The organism is Thermovenabulum sp. (assembly GCF_049701175.1).
GTDB lineage: Bacteria > Bacillota > Thermosediminibacteria > Thermosediminibacterales > Thermosediminibacteraceae > Thermovenabulum.
The window spans coordinates 20,082-38,106 of record NZ_JBNATW010000024.1; the positions used below are offsets into that span (position 1 = coordinate 20,082).

17 protein-coding genes, 1 pseudogene and 1 other annotated feature are annotated in these 18,025 nt (G+C 37.2%); of the genes and pseudogenes, 15 read left to right on the forward strand and 3 right to left on the reverse strand.

Features of this window, described 5'->3' with window-relative positions:
• The first annotated feature begins 13 nt into the window (after positions 1–13).
• Complete coding sequence (locus ACPLVF_RS08925) at positions 14–1,048, forward strand: nicotinate phosphoribosyltransferase (RefSeq protein ID WP_424907487.1); 1,035 nt, start codon at positions 14–16, stop codon at positions 1,046–1,048.
• Positions 1,049–1,050: 2 nt separating this feature from the next.
• Here the strand turns inward: ACPLVF_RS08925 and ndk are convergent, their stop codons facing one another.
• Entirely contained in the window at positions 1,051–1,455 is a 405-nt protein-coding gene (ndk, locus tag ACPLVF_RS08930) for a nucleoside-diphosphate kinase (protein WP_424907488.1), read from the reverse strand.
• An 80-nt stretch (positions 1,456–1,535) separates the two neighbouring features.
• Here ndk and ACPLVF_RS08935 point away from each other — a divergent pair, with 80 nt between their 5' ends.
• The 9 genes from ACPLVF_RS08935 to ACPLVF_RS08975 all read left to right on the forward strand — a co-directional run bounded on the left by ACPLVF_RS08935 (position 1,536) and on the right by ACPLVF_RS08975 (position 10,931).
• Complete coding sequence (locus ACPLVF_RS08935) at positions 1,536–2,177, forward strand: phosphoribosyltransferase (protein WP_424907489.1); 642 nt, start codon at positions 1,536–1,538, stop codon at positions 2,175–2,177.
• A 3-nt stretch (positions 2,178–2,180) separates the two neighbouring features.
• The gene (locus tag ACPLVF_RS08940) at positions 2,181–2,990 is read left to right on the forward strand and encodes an undecaprenyl-diphosphate phosphatase (RefSeq protein WP_424907490.1); all 810 of its coding nucleotides are present in this window, start codon (positions 2,181–2,183) and stop codon (positions 2,988–2,990) included.
• A 108-nt stretch (positions 2,991–3,098) separates the two neighbouring features.
• Positions 3,099–4,805 carry a LytS/YhcK type 5TM receptor domain-containing protein gene (locus ACPLVF_RS08945; protein WP_424907491.1) on the forward strand — a complete coding sequence of 569 codons (1,707 nt, stop codon included), beginning with the start codon at positions 3,099–3,101 and terminating at the stop codon, positions 4,803–4,805.
• On the forward strand, positions 4,786–5,517 hold the full coding sequence (locus ACPLVF_RS08950; RefSeq protein ID WP_424907492.1) for a LytR/AlgR family response regulator transcription factor: 732 nt from the start codon (positions 4,786–4,788) through the stop codon (positions 5,515–5,517). The genes ACPLVF_RS08945 and ACPLVF_RS08950 overlap by 20 nt, the downstream gene beginning before the upstream one ends.
• 123 nt (positions 5,518–5,640) lie before the next feature.
• Positions 5,641–6,639 carry a TAXI family TRAP transporter solute-binding subunit gene (locus tag ACPLVF_RS08955; protein ID WP_424907493.1) on the forward strand — a complete coding sequence of 333 codons (999 nt, stop codon included), beginning with the start codon at positions 5,641–5,643 and terminating at the stop codon, positions 6,637–6,639.
• 87 nt (positions 6,640–6,726) lie between these two features.
• The gene (locus tag ACPLVF_RS08960) at positions 6,727–7,161 is read left to right on the forward strand and encodes a DUF1850 domain-containing protein (protein ID WP_424907494.1); all 435 of its coding nucleotides are present in this window, start codon (positions 6,727–6,729) and stop codon (positions 7,159–7,161) included.
• Positions 7,162–7,186: 25 nt separating this feature from the next.
• Positions 7,187–9,103: a TRAP transporter permease gene (locus ACPLVF_RS08965; RefSeq protein ID WP_424907495.1), complete on the forward strand. Its 1,917-nt coding sequence runs from the start codon at positions 7,187–7,189 to the stop codon at positions 9,101–9,103.
• A 151-nt stretch (positions 9,104–9,254) separates the two neighbouring features.
• Positions 9,255–10,130, forward strand: a complete 876-nt coding sequence (locus ACPLVF_RS08970) for a fumarylacetoacetate hydrolase family protein (protein ID WP_424907496.1) — start codon at positions 9,255–9,257, stop codon at positions 10,128–10,130.
• A gap of 12 nt (positions 10,131–10,142) precedes the next feature.
• Positions 10,143–10,931, forward strand: a complete 789-nt coding sequence (locus ACPLVF_RS08975; RefSeq protein ID WP_424907497.1) for an SDR family oxidoreductase — start codon at positions 10,143–10,145, stop codon at positions 10,929–10,931.
• 6 nt (positions 10,932–10,937) lie between these two features.
• Here ACPLVF_RS08975 and ACPLVF_RS08980 read toward each other — a convergent pair whose 3' ends face one another.
• Complete coding sequence (locus tag ACPLVF_RS08980; RefSeq protein ID WP_424907498.1) at positions 10,938–11,273, reverse strand: nucleotidyltransferase domain-containing protein; 336 nt, start codon at positions 11,271–11,273, stop codon at positions 10,938–10,940.
• The gene (locus tag ACPLVF_RS08985; RefSeq protein WP_424907499.1) at positions 11,249–11,635 is read right to left on the reverse strand and encodes a HEPN domain-containing protein; all 387 of its coding nucleotides are present in this window, start codon (positions 11,633–11,635) and stop codon (positions 11,249–11,251) included. Before ACPLVF_RS08985 ends, ACPLVF_RS08980 begins: the two co-directional genes overlap by 25 nt.
• 134 nt (positions 11,636–11,769) lie before the next feature.
• Between ACPLVF_RS08985 and ACPLVF_RS08990 the strand changes: the two genes are divergently transcribed.
• The 5 genes and pseudogenes from ACPLVF_RS08990 to ACPLVF_RS09010 form a co-directional block, all read left to right on the forward strand.
• Positions 11,770–12,195 (forward strand): PPC domain-containing DNA-binding protein, encoded by a 426-nt coding sequence (locus ACPLVF_RS08990; RefSeq protein ID WP_424907500.1) that lies wholly within the window; start codon positions 11,770–11,772, stop codon positions 12,193–12,195.
• A 132-nt stretch (positions 12,196–12,327) separates the two neighbouring features.
• A complete protein-coding gene (locus ACPLVF_RS08995; protein WP_424907501.1) occupies positions 12,328–13,419 on the forward strand; it encodes a bis-aminopropyl spermidine synthase family protein in 1,092 nt (363 codons plus the stop codon).
• A 37-nt stretch (positions 13,420–13,456) separates the two neighbouring features.
• Positions 13,457–13,653 (forward strand) — a binding site (T-box leader).
• A gap of 58 nt (positions 13,654–13,711) precedes the next feature.
• Positions 13,712–16,852, forward strand: a complete 3,141-nt coding sequence (ileS, locus tag ACPLVF_RS09000) for an isoleucine--tRNA ligase (RefSeq protein ID WP_424907502.1) — start codon at positions 13,712–13,714, stop codon at positions 16,850–16,852.
• A 70-nt stretch (positions 16,853–16,922) separates the two neighbouring features.
• Complete coding sequence (locus ACPLVF_RS09005) at positions 16,923–17,783, forward strand: DNA-3-methyladenine glycosylase family protein (protein WP_424907503.1); 861 nt, start codon at positions 16,923–16,925, stop codon at positions 17,781–17,783.
• 172 nt (positions 17,784–17,955) lie between these two features.
• A pseudogene (locus tag ACPLVF_RS09010) lies at positions 17,956–18,025 on the forward strand (IS607 family transposase); the annotation flags it as partial.

Consider the following 18,025-nt stretch of genomic DNA (forward strand, 5'->3'; position numbering starts at 1 on the left):
TGGAGGTCATGATATGAAAGAAATTAAAACATTGAAAGATGTAAAGGATTTTGAAGTAGAAAAAGGAAGGCTTTTTTATTCAGCAACTCACGAGGAGATAAAATGCGGTGCCACCACGGATATTTATTTTATAAAAACCATGGAGATTTTAAGACACCTTGGAATAGCAGGAAAAAAAGTTGTTGCTGAGGTTTTTGCGAGGAAAAACGGAATTTTATGCGGGATTGAGGAGGTTTTAAACCTTTTAAAGGATAAAAATATTGAAATATATTCTATACCAGAAGGAGAAACCTTTGGCCCCAAAGAGACCATATTGAGAATAATCGGTCCTTATGAAGAGTTCGGAATATATGAAACAGCCCTTTTAGGAATTCTTGCCCAGTCCAGCGGTTGGGCTACAGCTGCGAGGGAGTGCAGAGAAGCGGCAAAGGACAAAATTTTTATTTGTTTTGGTGCAAGACACGTCCACCCTGCAGTTGCTCCAGTAATGGAGAGGGCGGCTATAGTAGGGGGAGCCAGCAATGCCAGCTGCATTTTGGCTGCAAAGATTCTCGGAAGACAGCCGTCGGGCACAATTCCCCACGCTGCAATCCTGATTGCGGGTGATACTGTAACGGTAGCAAAGGCGTATGACGAGATAATGCCTCCCGATTCACCGAGAATTATCCTAGTGGATACTTTCAAGGATGAAGCTGAAGAAGCATTGAATGTGGCAGAAGCTTTGGGAAGCGCCCTCGAAGGTGTAAGATTGGATACTCCAAGCGAAAGAGGAGGAGTAACAAAGGAACTGGTATATGAGGTAAGGCAGAGGCTGAATCAAAAGGGCTACAACCATGTGAAGATTTTCGTCTCCGGAGGCCTTACACCAGAGAAGATAAAAGAGCTGTCGGAAGCTGGGGCGGATGCCTTCGGTGTTGGAAGTTATATCTCAGGCGCTTCACCCATTGATATGACTATGGATATAAAGATGGTCGACGGAGTGCCTGTCGCAAAAAGGGGAAGAATTCCGGGGTTAATTGAAAATGAAAAGTTAAGAAGGGTAAAATAAATTTATAATTCGGGAAACCAAAGGGCTATTTCCCTTCTTGCACTGTCGGGACTGTCGGAAGCGTGCACCAGGTTTTCCTGAGTGGTTAGGGCAAAATCTCCCCTTATGGTTCCGGGAAGGGCATCTTCCACCTTGGTAGCTCCGTTTAACATCCGCACAAGTTTTATTGCATTCGGCCCTTCTAAAACCATTGCTACTACCGGCCCTGATGTGATAAATCTTATGAGTTCACCGTAAAAGGGTTTTTGCCTGTGTTCCTCGTAGTGTCTTTCGGCAAGCTCAAGGGGTACATCGAGCATTTTCAGAGCAAGGATTTTAAATCCTTTTTGTTCGTACCGCTGAATAATGCTTCCAATAAGGCCCCGCTTAACCGCGTCGGGTTTAATCAGCACAAAGGTTTTTTCCATGAAAACCTTCCTTTCTAATATTGTATGTTTAGTTAGATTTTACAAAAAATTTTAAAATACTTCAAGGAAGAAGGAAGATTATGTTTAAGGACAGGATTGATGCGGGGAAAAGGCTTTCGAAACTGCTCTCGGATTACAGAGAGGACAAAAATGCGGTGATTTTTGCAATACCGAGGGGCGGAGTCGTAGTTGGCGGTGCGGTTGCAGAGGAGCTTTCCCTGTGTCTTGACGTGGTCGTTACAAAGAAAATAGGGGCACCCTTCAATGAAGAATTTGCCGTGGGAGCGGTAGCACCGGACGGTACGCTTTTTATATACGAAGAGGCTGTCGCAAGATACGGAATAAAAAAGACGTATTTAGAAAAAGAAGCGAAATCTAAATTAGAAGAAATAAGACAGAGGCTCATAAAATTTAGGGGAAAAGCTTTTTACGAATCCTTAGAGGGTAAAAAAGCGATAGTGGTAGATGACGGCATTGCTACCGGTTTTACGGTAAAGGCTGCTGTAGATTTTTTGAAAAAACTTAATGCTGACAAAATAATTGTGGCGGTGCCGGTCATAGCACCCGATTCTGTGTATGAATTTAAAAAGATATGTGATGAACTTTACTATATTTATTCAGAAGAACCCTTTTATGCAGTCGGCCAGTTTTACGAGGATTTTTCACAGGTAGAGGATGAAGAAGTAATAGAGATTTTAAAAAAATACGGAAAAGAGGTATAGAAAATGTCTTTAACTTTAAAAGCAATTATCATGGGAATTGTTGAAGGACTTACGGAATTTTTGCCCGTTTCTTCTACGGGACACCTTATAATAGCCGGAGACTTTTTAGGTTTTAAAGGTACGAGGTTTCATGTCACCTTTGAAATAGTGATTCAGCTTGGAGCAATTTTGGCGGTGGTTTTTTATTACAGGAAAAAAATCATACATTCCCTGCTAAACTTAGCCCCTGGGAAAAGCGGCTTTCGGCTGTGGTCTAATATATTCGTAGCATTCATTCCTTCCGCTTTAATAGGAGTGTTTTTTAACGATTATATAGAAACCTATCTTTTTTCATCCTTTACAGTGGCTATTGCTTTAGTATTGGGTGGAATATTGATGATTCTTGCGGAGAATACCTTCGGGAGGCACGGCCTTAATGAAATAGAAAAAGCAAGTTTCGGGCAATCCCTTTTAATAGGCATAGCCCAGTGCCTTGCACTTTTTCCGGGGATGTCCCGCTCTGCTTCCACCATAATGGGAGGGCTTGCAGCCGGTTTTTCCCTTAGAGGAGCTGCCGAGTTTTCCTTTTTCCTCGCAATTCCTACGATGATTGGAGCATCAATTTTTTCCCTTTTAAAGGGAATAGACGCAATGGGAGCTTTGGAGTGGCAGGCCCTTGGGGTGGGATTCATTGTATCTTTTATCGTAGCCCTTATTGCTATTGACAAATTTTTATCCTACGTTTCAAACCGTTCTTTAAAACCCTTTGCCTATTATAGAATTGCATTTGGAATCATAATGATGTTTTTAGTATTAGGCGGGTATTTGAGGTGAAAAGAAAAATTTTATGATGTTGTGAAGCAATTAAAGCCCTCTATGGTAGGATTACCGCTATTGTAGGGGGTTATTTTTGTGGAAAAAATTTTTTAAAAGGTGGTAAAAATGATAGTATTTGATCTTATTTACAATTTATTGAATAAATTGGGGCTTTTTATAATTATAATTTACCTTTTATCAATGTCAAAAACCTTTACAAAATTAATCACTCAAAACGAAAATTCCTTTAAAGGGAATTTACTGTTAATAACAATATTTGGAATTATAGGGGTGCTGGGAAATTATTTCAGCATAAATTATGAGGGTTCCCTTGTGAATACCCGAATTATAGGTGTAGCATCGGGTGGACTTTACGGTGGCCCGGTGGTGGGCTTGGGTGCTGCGGTAATTTCGGTATTACACCGGTTATCCATTGGAAATGCGGATTTTACTTTGAAAGCCTGCAGCATTTCCACAATTATCGAGGGGATAATTTCGGGATATTCGTATTATGCGGCAAAGGATAAGCAAAATAAATGGATTTACGGGATAATACTGGGGATAATTTGCGAATCGCTTAGGAAGGTAATGGTTTTGATATTTTCAAAGCCCTTCGATAAAGCCTTGGCGGTGGTGAAGGTAATTTGGATACCCATGACCGTAGTAAATGCTGTGGGTTTGGCGATTTTTATCGCAATAATAGATTCCATTTTTAAAGAAAAGGAAAAATTAAAAGCTTATCAGGCAAAATTGTGTTTGAATATCGCAAATAAGACTTTGCCTATATTGAGGAAAGGTTTAAACAAAGAGACAGCGTATGAAGCAGGGAAAATAATATATAATATGACTGATTTTGATGCAATAGCAATAACGGATACAAATGAAGTATTATGTCATATAGGAGTTGGCAATGATCACCATTTGCCAGGAGGCCCTCTTTTAACTAATTTGACTAAAAAAGTCATACAGGAAGGGGTTTTTGTTATAAGTAGAAATAAAAGTGAAATTGACTGCAAATATCCGGCATGTAAGCTTCAATCGGCAATAGTCCTTCCTCTAAAAATCAAAGAAAATGTCATAGGAACTTTAAAATTATACAGATGCGCTGAAAACTCCATAAGCGAAACCGATGTAGAATTGGGATTGGGACTTGCCCAGCTTTTTTCAACGCAATTGGAACTGAGCATGATAGAAGAGCAAAATAAAATTTTAGCTATGACGCAGATAAAAGTTCTTCAAAATCAAATAAACCCACATTTTTTATTTAATTGTTTGAATACTATTTCTATATTATGCCGTCTCAATCCTTTTAAAGCAAGAAAGCTAATTAATCACCTTTCCAATTTTTATAGAAAAAATTTAAATAAAAAAGATGTTCTTATAGATATTGATGAAGAGTTAGAACATGTTAAGTCCTATGTCGCTTTAGAAAAAGAACGTTTTAAAAATAAATTAAAAATATTATTTTTAAAAGATGAAAAAGTAAATATTAAGGTTCCACCGCTTACCCTCCAGCCATTGGTTGAAAATGCCATTCAACATGGAATTTTACCAAAAGAAAATGGTGGTAATGTATGGGTGATAATTAAAAACATTTCAAATGGATTTTTGATATGTGTAAAAGATAACGGTGTAGGTATTGAAGAAAATCTTTTAAAAAGGTTGAACTCTTTGGAATTCCCAAAAAGCAGTTTCGGCTTAGAATCGGTTTATAAAAGATTTAAATATTTTTATAACGAGAATATCTATTTTAAAATTTACAGTGTAAAAGGAAAAGGTACTTCAGTAATTATAAAGGTGAGGGGAGAAGCTTATGAAGGCTTTAATTGTTGAAGATGAAGAATATTCTGCTATTGAATTAAAATACTTGCTGAAAAAAATAGATAAAAATATAAAGGTTATTGGAATTGCAAATTCAGGGCAAAAAGCCTTGAATATATTAAAAAAATTTCGCCCTGATGTGATATTTCTCGATATAAAATTAAACGACCTAAATGGTTTAGATATTGCAAAAAGTATTGCTTCATGGGATGAAGGTATAAAGATAATTTTCACTACAGCTTATGATGAATATGCAGTAAAAGCTTTTGAACTAAATGCTGTAGATTATATATTAAAGCCATTTAGTGAGGAAAGGTTGAAAAAAGCAATAGAAAAGATGAAAAAACATTTTGGTGTAAATAACATAGAGACAGGTAAAAAATTTGAAGATGTCAAAAAATTGCCTGTGAAATCTGACTCTAAATTGATATTCATCGATATTGATGAAATTATTTTTATTGAAGCGGATGGTAGGAACTCGTTGATAAAGACGGCAAATGGAGTTTATAGGTCTTTATATTCTCTTAAAGATATAGAAGATAGGCTAAAAAACAGTTGTTTTTTCAGGGTTCATAAAAGTTACATAATAAACTTGAAAAAAATAAAAGAAATAATACCCTGGTTTAATAATACTTACATAATAAAATTGAGCGGTAGCGAGAATATTGAAATACCAGTATCTAAAAATAAAGCAAATGAACTAAAGGCAATATTAAATATTTAATTTTTCATTACAATTTTCATACAGTTCATTTAATGTTTAAATCAATTTATTTAAATTTTATTTACGTGATTTTGCAAATTTGGTATTTATAAAAAAGAAAATATTAAAAGGGGGTTAAGCAATTTGAATATTAAAAAATTGTTACCGATTTTATTAGTATTATCAATTGTCCTATTTTCTTTAAGCGGTTGCGGAGCAAAGCAAAGTTCGAGCGGACAGAATAGTTCAAACACACCGCAGAAGACCGAAATTACATTTGTATCGGGTGGAGCAGGTGGGCCTTATCATGTAATAGCGAGTGCCCTTGCATCGCTATGGAATGAAAAAATACAAAATATAAATGTGACAAACTCTTCTACTGCAGCTTCCGTAGTAAACTTGAGAATGATAAATGAAAATAAAGCGCAGATTGCTTTTACGATGAGCGATGTAGCGTATTTAGCAAGTAAAGGACAAGAAATGTTCAAGGAGCCGTTAGGAAATGTAATGGGTTTTGCTTCACTCCATGATAACTATGTTCAGCTAATTACAAAGAAAGACAGCAACATCAATAGTGTCTATGATTTAAAGGGAAAGAGAGTAGGAGTAGGTGCACCAGGAAGCGGTACAGAATTTAATGCTCGGGGTATTTTGAAAGCTGCAGGTATGACCTATAATGACCTTGCAAAAGCTGACTATTTGAGCTATGCAGAAACATGTGAGCAGTTAGCGAATGGCAACATTGATGCAGGATTTATTACAGGTGGACTTCCTGTAGCGGCAATTACTGAATTAGCTACTACGAAAGATATCAAAATAGTTCCCATTGCTCCGGAGATAATTGAAAAACTAAAACAAGAATATCCTATATATTTTGAAGCTGAAATTCCTGCCGGAGTTTATAAAGGTGTTGACAGCCCTGTAAAAACAGTTGCTCTTAAAAATTATATAGTGATAAACAAGGATGTACCTGAAGATTTGGCATACAATTTAATCAAAACAATGTTTGATAATTGGGAAAGTGTGAAACAAGCACATTCTGCCTTAAAAGATGTATCAATAGAAAAAGCTACAGAACATATGGTGTTGCCATTACATCCGGGTGTAGAGAAGTTCTATAGAGAGAAAGGGATAATTAAATAATTTATTAGGAGGGATGAAGAGAGCAGTTAAAGTATTTTAACTGCTCTCTATGTAAGTATAAGGAAAATGAAAAAAAGGATTTTGTTTTTGATTTTAGTTATAATGGTAATTTTTTATTATATCTTAAATAAACTTTTTGTAATTACGATTTCGTCAGATGACAAAGTTGTTAATATTCCTGCTTTTAACGATAGTTTTTCTATTATTTTTATTCATTCCAGTGAAAAACAACCATGGGAAAATATTTTCAAAGTAGATAAAGATTTAATAGTTTTAAAAACAATGAAAGTAGCTGCTATTGGGCCGGGTGTGCCTTCAAATGCTGAAGAAGGATGGATTGTAAAAATAAAAGATGGTTTTATTATTTATGACAATATAAACAAAAAATATAAATATTTGGATTTAAAGGTTTCGGAGATTTCGCCTCATTATTTAAAAATTGGAAATAAAAAATATAATTTAGTAAAGATGTTTCAAGATAATGAATGTATTAGAATTCGTGCAAAAAAAATCATATTCTGAATAATTATGTGGAGGAGTTTATATTATGAATGAAAACAAAATACAAGAAACCATAAAAAAATACGATAGAACTGAAAGAACTAGAGAATTAAAAGGAAATTTAAAAAAATTGGTATCGCTTATTGCAATAGCCATGTCCTTGTACCATTTGTATACTTCTTGGCATGGGACACCATCGGCAATAATACACAGGTCAATTCATGTAAGTTTTATGCTTGTATTAGTATTTTTCCTTTATCCTTTGAAGACGAAAGAAAATGCTTTTACAAAGTTTATTGATTTCATATTAATAATAGCCAGTTTAATCCCATTTATATATTTAAAAACGAATTTTAATGATATTGTCAACAGAGCTGGAATGCCGACTAATCTTGATATAATTGTTGGGTTATTGTTAGTAATTTTGGTGTTGGAAGCAGGAAGAAGGGTTACAGGTTTAGTTTTGCCTATTTTGGCAGTGATCTTTTTATTATATGGATTAACAGGGAATTATCTCAGCGGATATTTTTCCCATAAAGGTTTTTCAATTTCTGAGATAATTGAATATATGTACCTTACAACAGAGGGTATTTTCGGAACACCAATCGGAGTTTCTGCACAGTATTTGATATTGTTTGTAATATTTGGTTCCTTTTTATTGAAATCCGGGGTAGGTGACTTTATTACTGAAATTGCATTGGCAATAGCAGGAGATAAAAGAGGTGGCCCTGCTCAAGTAGCAGTACTCTCAAGTGCATTAATGGGGTCTGTAAATGGTTCTGCTGTTGCAAATGTAGTTACTACAGGAACTTTTACTATACCTTTAATGAAAAAAATTGGATATACACCTGAATTTGCTGGAGGTGTTGAAGCAGCTGCTTCAACAGGGGGACAAATTTTACCTCCGGTAATGGGTGCAGCAGCTTTTATTATGGCAGAAATCCTTGGGGTTAAGTATGTTAACATAATGTATGCTGCAATAATTCCTGCCTTGTTGTACTATTTTGGGGTTTTTATAACTGTTTATTTTAGAGCAGTGAAAATGGACCTGAGAGGTTTAGACAAAAAGGATGTTCCTAATATTAAAACCATTTTTAAAGAAAAGTTTTTCTTGTTAATTCCATTAATAGTACTTGTATATCTTTTAGTGAAAGGATATACACCGACTTATGCTGCATTTTTCGGTATACTTCTTACTGTCCCAGTAAGCTGGTTAACACCGAAAAACAAAATGAATTTTTATAAAATATTAGAAGCCTTAGAATCTGGAGCTAAAGGTTCTATTAGTGTTGCGGTAACCTGTGCTGTAGTAGGAATAGTGGTAGGTATTTCTACTTTAACGGGATTAGGTTCAAAGGTTGCAGGTGCGATAATCGCTCTTTCCGGTGGTAATTTATTCTTAACATTAGTGTTTACCATGATAGCTTGTATTATACTGGGAGTCGGTATGCCTTCAATACCCGCGTATTTATTAACAGCGAACATGGCAGTGCCGGCTTTACTGAAATTAGGTGTAAAACCTTTTGTATCCCATTTCTTTGTATTTTACTACGCAATGCTCGCAAACATTACTCCTCCTGTAGCTTTGGCGGCCTATGCTGCAGCGGGAATTTCCGGTGGAGACATGTACAAAACAGGTCTTGAAGGGTTTAAATTGGCAATTGCAGGTTTTATAGTACCATTTATGTATGTATACAATCCTGTACTTTTGGGAATCGATAGCAATGCAGTCTCTATCGTGACTTCTTTTGCGACAGCTTTAATTGGAGTTACTTTGATAGCATCTTCCTTAGAAGGTTATCTTATTAAAGATTTAAATAAACCTGAAAGGCTTTTAATGTTAATTGCAGGACTTTTGTTAATGAAACCAGGGGGATTGACAGATATTATAGGGATTTTGATAGCTGTGTTTGTTATACTGTTACAATTAAAAATGAAAAATAAAAAGATATATGATCAATAACTTTTTTGATTATATATTTTGATTTATAATTCACTAATTTTAATCCTCTTTGACCTACACTGCACTTTTTAATATTTTTTAGGTCAAAGGGGTATTTATTTATATAAATATTATTTTATTTATAAATTCAAATAAATGGAGGATTGGTAGTATGAGGCTTGCAACAATAAAATTAAATGGGAAAGAAGTAGCTTCTCTTATTACGTCAAAGGGTGCAGTCCCAATTAGTATTATTAATGAAAAACTTGGTAAAAACTGGGCGGAAGATATGTTAGAAATTATTGAAAGAGGGCAATTGATGGAAATTAATGAGTGGTTTAGAAATGGAGGTCGTGAAAAAACAGAGGAATGGAAAGCAATACCAAAGGAACAAATTGTATACGCTCCATTATACCGCAGACCCAGGAAAATATGGGGTATTGGGTTGAATTATGTGGAACATGCAGCAGATTTAGCTGAAAAAGCTCCTGATGAAGAGCCTGCCAGTTTTATGAGACCTGATACAACTATTATAGGGCATCTTGATGCTATTAAAATACCTGTGCAATCTCAAAAAACCACAGCAGAAAGCGAACTTGGAATTATTATCGGGAAGATATGCAAAGATGTAGAAAGAGAAAACTGGCTTGAATATGTAGCGGGGTTTACAACAATAATAGATGTTACTGCAGAGGATATCTTGAGGAAAAATCCTCGGTATTTGACGAGAGCAAAAAGCTTTGACACATTTTTCAGTTTTGGTCCTATTTTGGTGACTCCTGATGAAATAGAAGATGTTTTGAAATTGAAAGTGGCAACAGTTAAAAATGGGGAAATTTACGCGCAAAACACCGTATCAAATATGAAATTTCCTCCTGATTTTTTAGTTTCCTTTCATTCAAAAGTAATGACACTGCTCCCTGGTGATATTATTTCCACGGGTACTCCACGTGCGGTTCAAATTAATGATGGGGATACAGTGGAATGTTGGATTGACGGGTTTGAACCTTTAATTAATAAAGTAATAGATCTAAAATTGAAAAAATAAGGGGGATTAGCTATGGACCTTGGTTTAAAAGATAAACCCGTGATAGTAATGGCTTCAAGCTCGGGTTTAGGGAAGGCTACTGCATTGGAATTTTGCAGAGAAGGTGCCAATGTGATGTTGTTTAGTAGGTCAGAGGATGAATTGGTAAAAACTCAAAGGGAAATAAAAGAAGCGACGGGGAAAGAACCATTATATACAGTAGGAGATATTACAAAATACGATGATATAAAGCGATTAGTTAAAAATACTGTGGAAGCTTATGGAGACGTTTACGCCCTCGTAAACAATACGGGTGGGCCACCGGCGGGAATATTTGATGATTTTGATGATGAAGCATGGCAGAAGGCATATGAATTGTGTCTTTTAAGCTACATTAGAACCATAAGGGAAGTACTGCCATATATGAAGAAAAATAAAGCAGGAAGGATTGTAAACTTTACATCTTCTTCAGTAAAACAGGTTTTAGATAATCTGATTTTATCAAATACTTTCCGTATGGGTGTTGTGGGTTTGAGCAAAACCCTTTCTCAAGAATTAGGTAAATACAATATTTTAGTAAATGTAGTAGGACCTGGGAGAATAGGAACGGCAAGGGTCGAATATTTAGATAAAATGAGGGCAGAAAAAGCTGGACTCACTGTTGAAGACCTCAGGAAAGAAACGACAAAAAATATCCCCATAGGTAGGTACGGTACACCTGAAGAATATGCCAAATTAACAGTATTTCTATGCTCAGAAGCAAATACATATATTACTGGTCAGATTATACTTGTCGATGGTGGTTTGGTAAAAGCATATTAGTGTTAATTAAATACAAAGGGATGTAATATCAATCCCAGTCTTTACTATTTCTGAAACAAAACTTATTTTATTTGCTAAATCCTCGAATTCTTCGGGGGTATATCCTAAAATATCCGCTCCTATATCGTAATTCCAATTTTTATTTAAGAATTCCAAGCGTTCAAAAAAATTCATCTTATTAAAATCCTCAGAAACTATTGCAAGGTCCACATCGCTCGTTTTTAAGGCTTCACCTCTCGCGTAAGAGCCGAATAATATCACTTTATTTATTTTTATACCCTTTTTGAGTTTATTTATATAATCAGCTATTAATTTTATCAATTCATCTTTTGTTTTAACCATTGTAGCACCCTTTCTGTATCATATAAAAATTCCTTTGCGATTTGCTCATTATACATTTTATAATTAAGCCCTCCTGCTGCATCAGGGTATCTTGAAACCATATAATGAGGGTTTAATTTTAATATTATTGTTTCCATTTCTTTGTCAGGATTATTGTCAATCATTTCTAATAAGGTAATTAGATTGTGAGTTTTTGGGGGAAATTCTTTGTTTAAATATATTATTAAGGCTTTTAACAACTTTTCTACCGCCTGATGACACATAAAAATGCAGTAATTGTATCGTCCGGCTTTAAGCATGGCTTTTGCGGTCTCAAAATCGTAATCGGAACTTTCGATCCAATCTAAGATTTCTCTGCGCATTGAAACATCTCCTTTAAACCTATCTTAATATAATTATAACAAAGAATTTTTTAAAATAGATATAGTAGAAATAAAATGGTATAATTTTATCAATGAAAAATATTTTTAAATTAAATTACGAGGTGAAGCTGAAGATGATAATCAATGAGTACAAAGTAGGCCGAGAATTCATGGGAAGGCTGGACCACGGAAGCGATCTTTTAAAATCTCTTCTTTCAATTGTTCAGGAAAAGGATATTAATGCTGGCGTAGTTGAGGTAATTGGTGCCTGCAAAAGGTCTGTTGTAGCAATATACGACCAGGAGAAAAAAGTATACAATAATGTGGTCTTAGATAAACCCTTAGAGATTGTAAGCTGTACCGGCAACATATCGAAACTAAACGGAAAACCGATGATACACCTTCACATAGTATTATCCGACCACGAAGGAAAAGCGTTCGGCGGACACGTGATGGAAGGAACCGAGGTTTTTGCGGGAGAATTTTACATTAGAGAGCTTCTGGGTCCAACCCTTGAAAGAAAGCACGACGAGGTTACGGGGCTTAATCTCTGGGCATAAAATAAAAATCGCCCTTGACTAAATAGAAAAATTTTGTATATAATAATTTAAGAAAGGGCCTTGTATGCAAAGAACATACAGGGTCCTTTTATGTGCTTTAAAATTTAAAAAATTAATGAGTGGAGGTGGACCATGACCAGGATAGCGGGTATTGCGGAAAAGGTAGAAAAAAGAACAAGAATCAGGACAACAGAGAAAGATATAGAAAACATTATTTCGTGTTTGCTAAAGGGTAGAGAGGGGTCGCACTTCTGGGAAGTGGTTTATCTTGCGCAAAAACCCTTCAATATGGTGGCAGAAACCGTTGGGGTGCTAAAGGAAGAGGGATTAGTGGAAAATAGCGAGGATGGGATGATAAGGTTTACCTCCGCAGGCCAAGAATTTGTAAAAAATGAAAAGATTTACCCCAAAAGGCATTATGCCTGTCCGCACTGTGAAAGGAGAGGACTTGACCTCAGAGAATTTGATGATTTAATCAAAAGATTTGAAAATGAAACTGAGGACAGGCCAAAAGCAATTTTGGATTATGACCAGGGCTACGTGACATCAAGGACGGTTTTCGGGCGGATTGCCCTGATGGCGGAAAGAGGAGATCTGGAAGGTAAGAGGCTTCTTGTGCTGGGCGACGATGATTTGGTGAGCCTTGCGGCAGGTATGTCTGGACTTCCGGAGGAAGTAGTAGTTCTTGAAATAGATGATAGGTTGGTAAATTACATCAATAAAAAAGCAAAAGAGCTTAATCTTCCTGTAAAGGCTTTTAAATACGATTTTAGAGAAAGCCTTCCGGAGGAGTTCGTCGGGGCGTTTGACACTTTTACTACTGATCCACCCGAAACAATAGAAGCATTAGAACTTGTGATGAAGAGGGGTCTTGCAAGCTTAAAAGGTGAAGGATGTGCAGGATATTTTGGACTTACTAAAGCAGAATCTTCTATGAAAAAATGGAATGAATTTCAGAGGATGTTGTTGAATAAATTTGAGGTGGCTATTACTGATATAATAGAAGATTTCAATCATTACGTCAATTGGGACTACCTTTTGGAAAGCATAAGGGATGATTACTCTTTTGTACAGGTAGAGCCAAGGTTAAATTGGTACCGTTCTTCTATGTACAGGATTGAGACTGTAAGCGGTTTTGCTGGTGTTGATAATAAACCGCAGGACTGTGAGCTTTATGTTGACAATGAAGCTTTGATTTATAAGCCTGTTTCATTGACAAAATGACAAAATTAATGTATATTATTTTATAAATTTTATATCAAGAAATACGATGACGGGGAAAGTAGTAAGCACTTTTGCCCTAAGCGAGCCGGGGGTTGGTGAAAGCCCGGTGGGTGAAGGCTTATCGAAAATCCCCCCTGAGTTTTGGCCCGAAATGAAGTAGGCGCCAGCGGCAAAAGCCGTTACCTTAAAAGAGTCCAAATTAGGGTGGTACCGCGGAATAAACCCGCCCCTTCCATTCTCAAAAAAGGGGCGGGTTTAATTTTTTAAACGAAAAGGGAGGTAAAAAAAGAGGATGTTCAAAAAAGTAGAACCAACGATGAACTTTGTACCCATAGAAGAAAAAATCCTCGAATTTTGGAAGAAAAACGATATATTTAAAAAGAGCATTGAACAGAGAAAGGATGCGCCCAATTACGTTTTCTACGAAGGTCCACCTACTGCAAACGGAAAACCCCATGCAGGCCATGTGCTGACAAGGGTAATAAAAGACCTGATTCCAAGGTATAAGACCATGCTCGGCTACAGGGTTGACAGGAAAGCAGGTTGGGATACCCACGGTCTCCCCGTTGAATTAGAAGTAGAAAAGCAGCTCGGTATCAGCGGTAAGCCGCAAATCGAAGAATACGGGGTAGAAGAGTTTATCAAAAAATGTAAGGAAAGCGTATTTACCTATGAGCAGGAATGGCGCAGGATGACCGAAAGGGTAGGTTTTTGGATCGATTTGGATGATCCTTACGTTACCTACCACAACTCTTACATTGAATCGGTATGGTGGGCATTAAAGAAATTCTGGGAAAAGGGACTTTTGTACAAAGGTCATAAGGTTGTACCTTACTGTCCACGCTGCGGCACATCCCTTTCAAGCCATGAGGTAGCTCAAGGATACGAAGAGGTCGAAGATCCATCGGTATTTGTAAAGTTTAAATTACTTAATGAAGAAAACACCTACTTTTTGGTATGGACCACAACCCCCTGGACCCTTCCTTCAAACGTTGCCCTTGCGGTAAAGGACGACTACACTTATGTAAAGGTAAAGCATGGGGAAGACTTCCTGGTTTTAGCAGAAGCAAGGCTTTCCGTGCTTGATGGTGAATACGAAGTTGTTGAAAAATTCCCCGGTGAAAAATTGGCTGGGAAGAAATACGAACCCATATTCCCTTTTTTTGAAAAAGAAAGGGATAGGGCTTTCTACGTCGTTCTTGGAGATTTCGTAACCCTTGATGAAGGTACCGGAATAGTTCATATGGCTCCCGCTTTTGGTGAAGACGACTACAAAATGGGACAAAAGTACGGCCTTCCGGTGCTGCAGCCTGTAGATGCTCAAGGAAGGTTTACTAAGGAAGTAGCTCCCTGGGAAGGTATGTTTGTAAAAGATGCTGACAAAAGCATAATTAAGGACCTAAAGGCAAGGGGAGTGCTTTATAAAGCGGAGAAATACTTACACACCTATCCCTTCTGCTGGAGGTGCGATACACCCCTTTTATACTACGCAAGGAGCAGCTGGTTTATAAAGACAACGGCTATAAGGGAAAGGCTTTTGGAATTAAACCAAAAAATCGGCTGGCATCCGGAACACATTAGAGATGGACGATTCGGGAACTTCCTCGAAAACGTCATAGACTGGTGCTTGAGTCGAGAAAGGTACTGGGGAACGCCTTTGAATATTTGGGTATGCCAGGAATGCGGCTACGAACATGCGGTAGGAAGTATTGAAGAGTTAAAAGGGATGAGCAAGGTTCCCTTTGAGGATATTGAGCTCCACAAGCCCTATGTGGATGAGGTTATCCTTACATGCCCGAAGTGCGGAAAGGATATGAGGAGGGTACCGGAAGTTATAGACTGCTGGTTTGATTCCGGCTCCATGCCCTTTGCTCAATTCCACTACCCCTTTGAAAACAAAGAGGTTTTTGAAAGTCATTTCCCTGCGGATTTTATAGCGGAGGCTATTGACCAGACGAGGGGATGGTTCTACAGCTTATTTGTCATTTCCACCCTGCTTTTTGACCAATCGTCTTATAAAAACGTGCTTGTAATGGGCCATGTCCTTGACCAGTACGGACAAAAGATGAGCAAGCACAAAGGGAATGTGCTCGACCCGTGGGAAGTGCTCAACAACCAAGGTGCTGACGCTATGCGCTGGTACTTATACGTGTCAAGCCCGCCGTGGGCACCGAGCAGGTTCTACAAAGAAGCGGTCAGCGAAGCACAAAGAAAGTTTTTAGGTACGCTCTGGAACGTCTATTCCTTCTTTGTGCTTTACGCTAATATAGATAATTTTGATCCCAAAAATTACAATATCGACCCAAAAGACCGCCCGGAGATGGACCGCTGGCTGCTGTCAAGGGTTAACAGCACCAACAAGAAAGTAAGGGAAGAACTTGAAAGGTTTGACATCACCGCTGCTGCAAGAGCCTTGGAGGAGTTGGTGGATGATATAAGCAACTGGTATGTAAGAAGAAATAGAGAAAGGTTCTGGAAGTCCGAGATGGACGATGACAAGATTTCAGCATACCTCACACTTTACGAAGCCTTAGTAGACTTTGTCAAAATGGCAGCACCGTTTGTACCCTTCATTACCGAAGAAATTTACCAGAACCTTGTAAGAGAGGTTTACCCCGAAGCTCCGGAAAGCATTCATCTCACCTATTATCCTGACGTAAAGGAAGAGCTCATAGATGCCGTATTGGAACACAAGATGGAGCTTGCCAGAAGGATAGTTGAGCTCGGCAGGGCTGCAAGAAATAAGGCAAAGATTAAAAACAGGCAGCCGCTTTCCAAGATGATGGTGCAGCTTAGAAATGCCCAGGATGAGGCTTTAATAAGGGATTTGACGGACATCATTAAGGATGAGCTAAATATAAAACAAATCGAGTATATAGATGTGGCGGAAGAATACTTTACCTATATGTTAAAGCCCAGATTCGACCTTTTAGGACCAAAATACGGCAAATTAATGCCCAAAATTGCAAAGGAAATAGCATCAGCAAACGCTTCGGCCCTCATCCGCGAGGCAAGAGAAAAGGGCGAGGTAAAGATAAATGTAGAGGGGCAGGAAATTGTTGTTAAAGAGGAAGAATTGGATATCAGGGCAGAAGACAAAGCGGGATATTGCACCGAGGGCGAAGCGGGATATTATGTTGTATTGGATACCAATATAACTGAAGAGCTAATGCTGGAAGGAATTGCAAGGGAACTTACCAGCAAAATTCAAAACATGAGGAAGGAAGCAGGCTTTGAGGTTGAAGATAAAATTTTTGCATACTATACTTCGAACTCCAAAGAAGTAAACGAAGCTGTAAAAGCCTTCGGAGAGAGTATTAAAGAGGATACATTGGCTTTGATTTTATCCAATGAGCAGATGCCACCTGATGTTTACCTTAAAGAATGGGATGTAAACGGCTACAGCGTTTTATTGGGAATAAAAAAGGCGTAATATAATTTTTCTAATTTAATAGCCCGGAAATTTTTTTCCGGGCAGTTTGGTTTTTTAAGGGGAGAGGGAAGTGCGTTATGTTTTTACCGATGTTAAACCTTTCAATCTTGAAGCAATGTTAGAAGGGGGACAGGCGTTCCGATGGGAAAGAGAAGGCAAAGGTTACAGGGGTGTTGTAAAAGGACGGGTAATTTCGGTAAGCTATGACAAAGATACGCTTATGGTGGATATTAGCGAAGGCAATAATACGAAAGAGGAAGATATAAAATTTATCAGGGATTATTTCGACCTCGATAGGGATTATGAAAAAATAGAAGAAGATATAAAAACGCAATTCCCCGAGCTTGAAAAAGTTATTGTCATGGCGAGCGGAAACCGAATTCTGCATCAGGACCCGTGGGAAACTTTAGTATCTTTCATTATTTCTGCAAATAACAGCATAAACAATATTAAAAAGGTTATAGATAGGCTTTCGCAAAATTACGGCAGACCCATAGAATTCAAAGGAAGATTGTATTATTCTTTTCCTTCTCCGGAAGTCTTGAGCAGTTTATCGGAAGAAGAAATAAGATGCACCCGCTGCGGCTTCAGGGGAAAGTATATCATCAATGCTGCGAGGATGGTAAGGGAAGGTGTAATAAATCTTGAAGAAATAAAAGGCCTTCCAACGGAAGAGGCAATAAAAGAGCTCACGAAAATTCCGGGAGTAGGAGTCAAGGTGGCAAGCTGTATTCTTTTATTTTCTTACAAAAAATTTGATTCCTTTCCAGTAGATGTCTGGATAAAAAGAGCAGTTGAAGGAATATATTTTAACGGTGCTTCAAAACCCGTAAAGGAGATTATAAATTTTGCCCAAAACAAGTTTGGCAACCTTGCAGGTTTTATCCAGCAGTATTTGTTCTATTATATACGTAATAATAAAATGATATAGAAAATATTAGCTAAAAAAGAGTTTATACTTAAAATAAAACTTTTGCAACAATATTTAAATTTTTTCTTTTTTTTGTTATAATGTATTTAGAAATTTATCTAAATATCTAAGGAGGATACAACAGTTAAAGATAGTTATGCAAAAGAGTATAATTTTAATTAGGTGATGATAGATGTTATTAAGTATGCAAAAAGTAAAAGAAATATACTCGATTAGTCGAAGGACACTTATAAACTGGGAAA

What these genes read in the sequence shown, in the direction of transcription:
- ACPLVF_RS08925 (WP_424907487.1), top strand. Translation starts at nt 14, where the DNA reads ATGAAAGAAATTAAAACATTGAAAGATGTAAAGGATTTTGAAGTAGAA.
- ndk (WP_424907488.1), bottom strand. Translation starts at nt 1,455, where the DNA reads ATGGAAAAAACCTTTGTGCTGATTAAACCCGACGCGGTTAAGCGGGGC.
- ACPLVF_RS08935 (WP_424907489.1), top strand. Translation starts at nt 1,536, where the DNA reads ATGTTTAAGGACAGGATTGATGCGGGGAAAAGGCTTTCGAAACTGCTC.
- ACPLVF_RS08940 (WP_424907490.1), top strand. Translation starts at nt 2,181, where the DNA reads ATGTCTTTAACTTTAAAAGCAATTATCATGGGAATTGTTGAAGGACTT.
- ACPLVF_RS08945 (WP_424907491.1), top strand. Translation starts at nt 3,099, where the DNA reads ATGATAGTATTTGATCTTATTTACAATTTATTGAATAAATTGGGGCTT.
- ACPLVF_RS08950 (WP_424907492.1), top strand. Translation starts at nt 4,786, where the DNA reads ATGAAGGCTTTAATTGTTGAAGATGAAGAATATTCTGCTATTGAATTA.
- ACPLVF_RS08965 (WP_424907495.1), top strand. Translation starts at nt 7,187, where the DNA reads ATGAATGAAAACAAAATACAAGAAACCATAAAAAAATACGATAGAACT.
- ACPLVF_RS08970 (WP_424907496.1), top strand. Translation starts at nt 9,255, where the DNA reads ATGAGGCTTGCAACAATAAAATTAAATGGGAAAGAAGTAGCTTCTCTT.
- ACPLVF_RS08975 (WP_424907497.1), top strand. Translation starts at nt 10,143, where the DNA reads ATGGACCTTGGTTTAAAAGATAAACCCGTGATAGTAATGGCTTCAAGC.
- ACPLVF_RS08980 (WP_424907498.1), bottom strand. Translation starts at nt 11,273, where the DNA reads ATGGTTAAAACAAAAGATGAATTGATAAAATTAATAGCTGATTATATA.
- ACPLVF_RS08985 (WP_424907499.1), bottom strand. Translation starts at nt 11,635, where the DNA reads ATGCGCAGAGAAATCTTAGATTGGATCGAAAGTTCCGATTACGATTTT.
- ACPLVF_RS08990 (WP_424907500.1), top strand. Translation starts at nt 11,770, where the DNA reads ATGATAATCAATGAGTACAAAGTAGGCCGAGAATTCATGGGAAGGCTG.
- ACPLVF_RS08995 (WP_424907501.1), top strand. Translation starts at nt 12,328, where the DNA reads ATGACCAGGATAGCGGGTATTGCGGAAAAGGTAGAAAAAAGAACAAGA.
- ileS (WP_424907502.1), top strand. Translation starts at nt 13,712, where the DNA reads ATGTTCAAAAAAGTAGAACCAACGATGAACTTTGTACCCATAGAAGAA.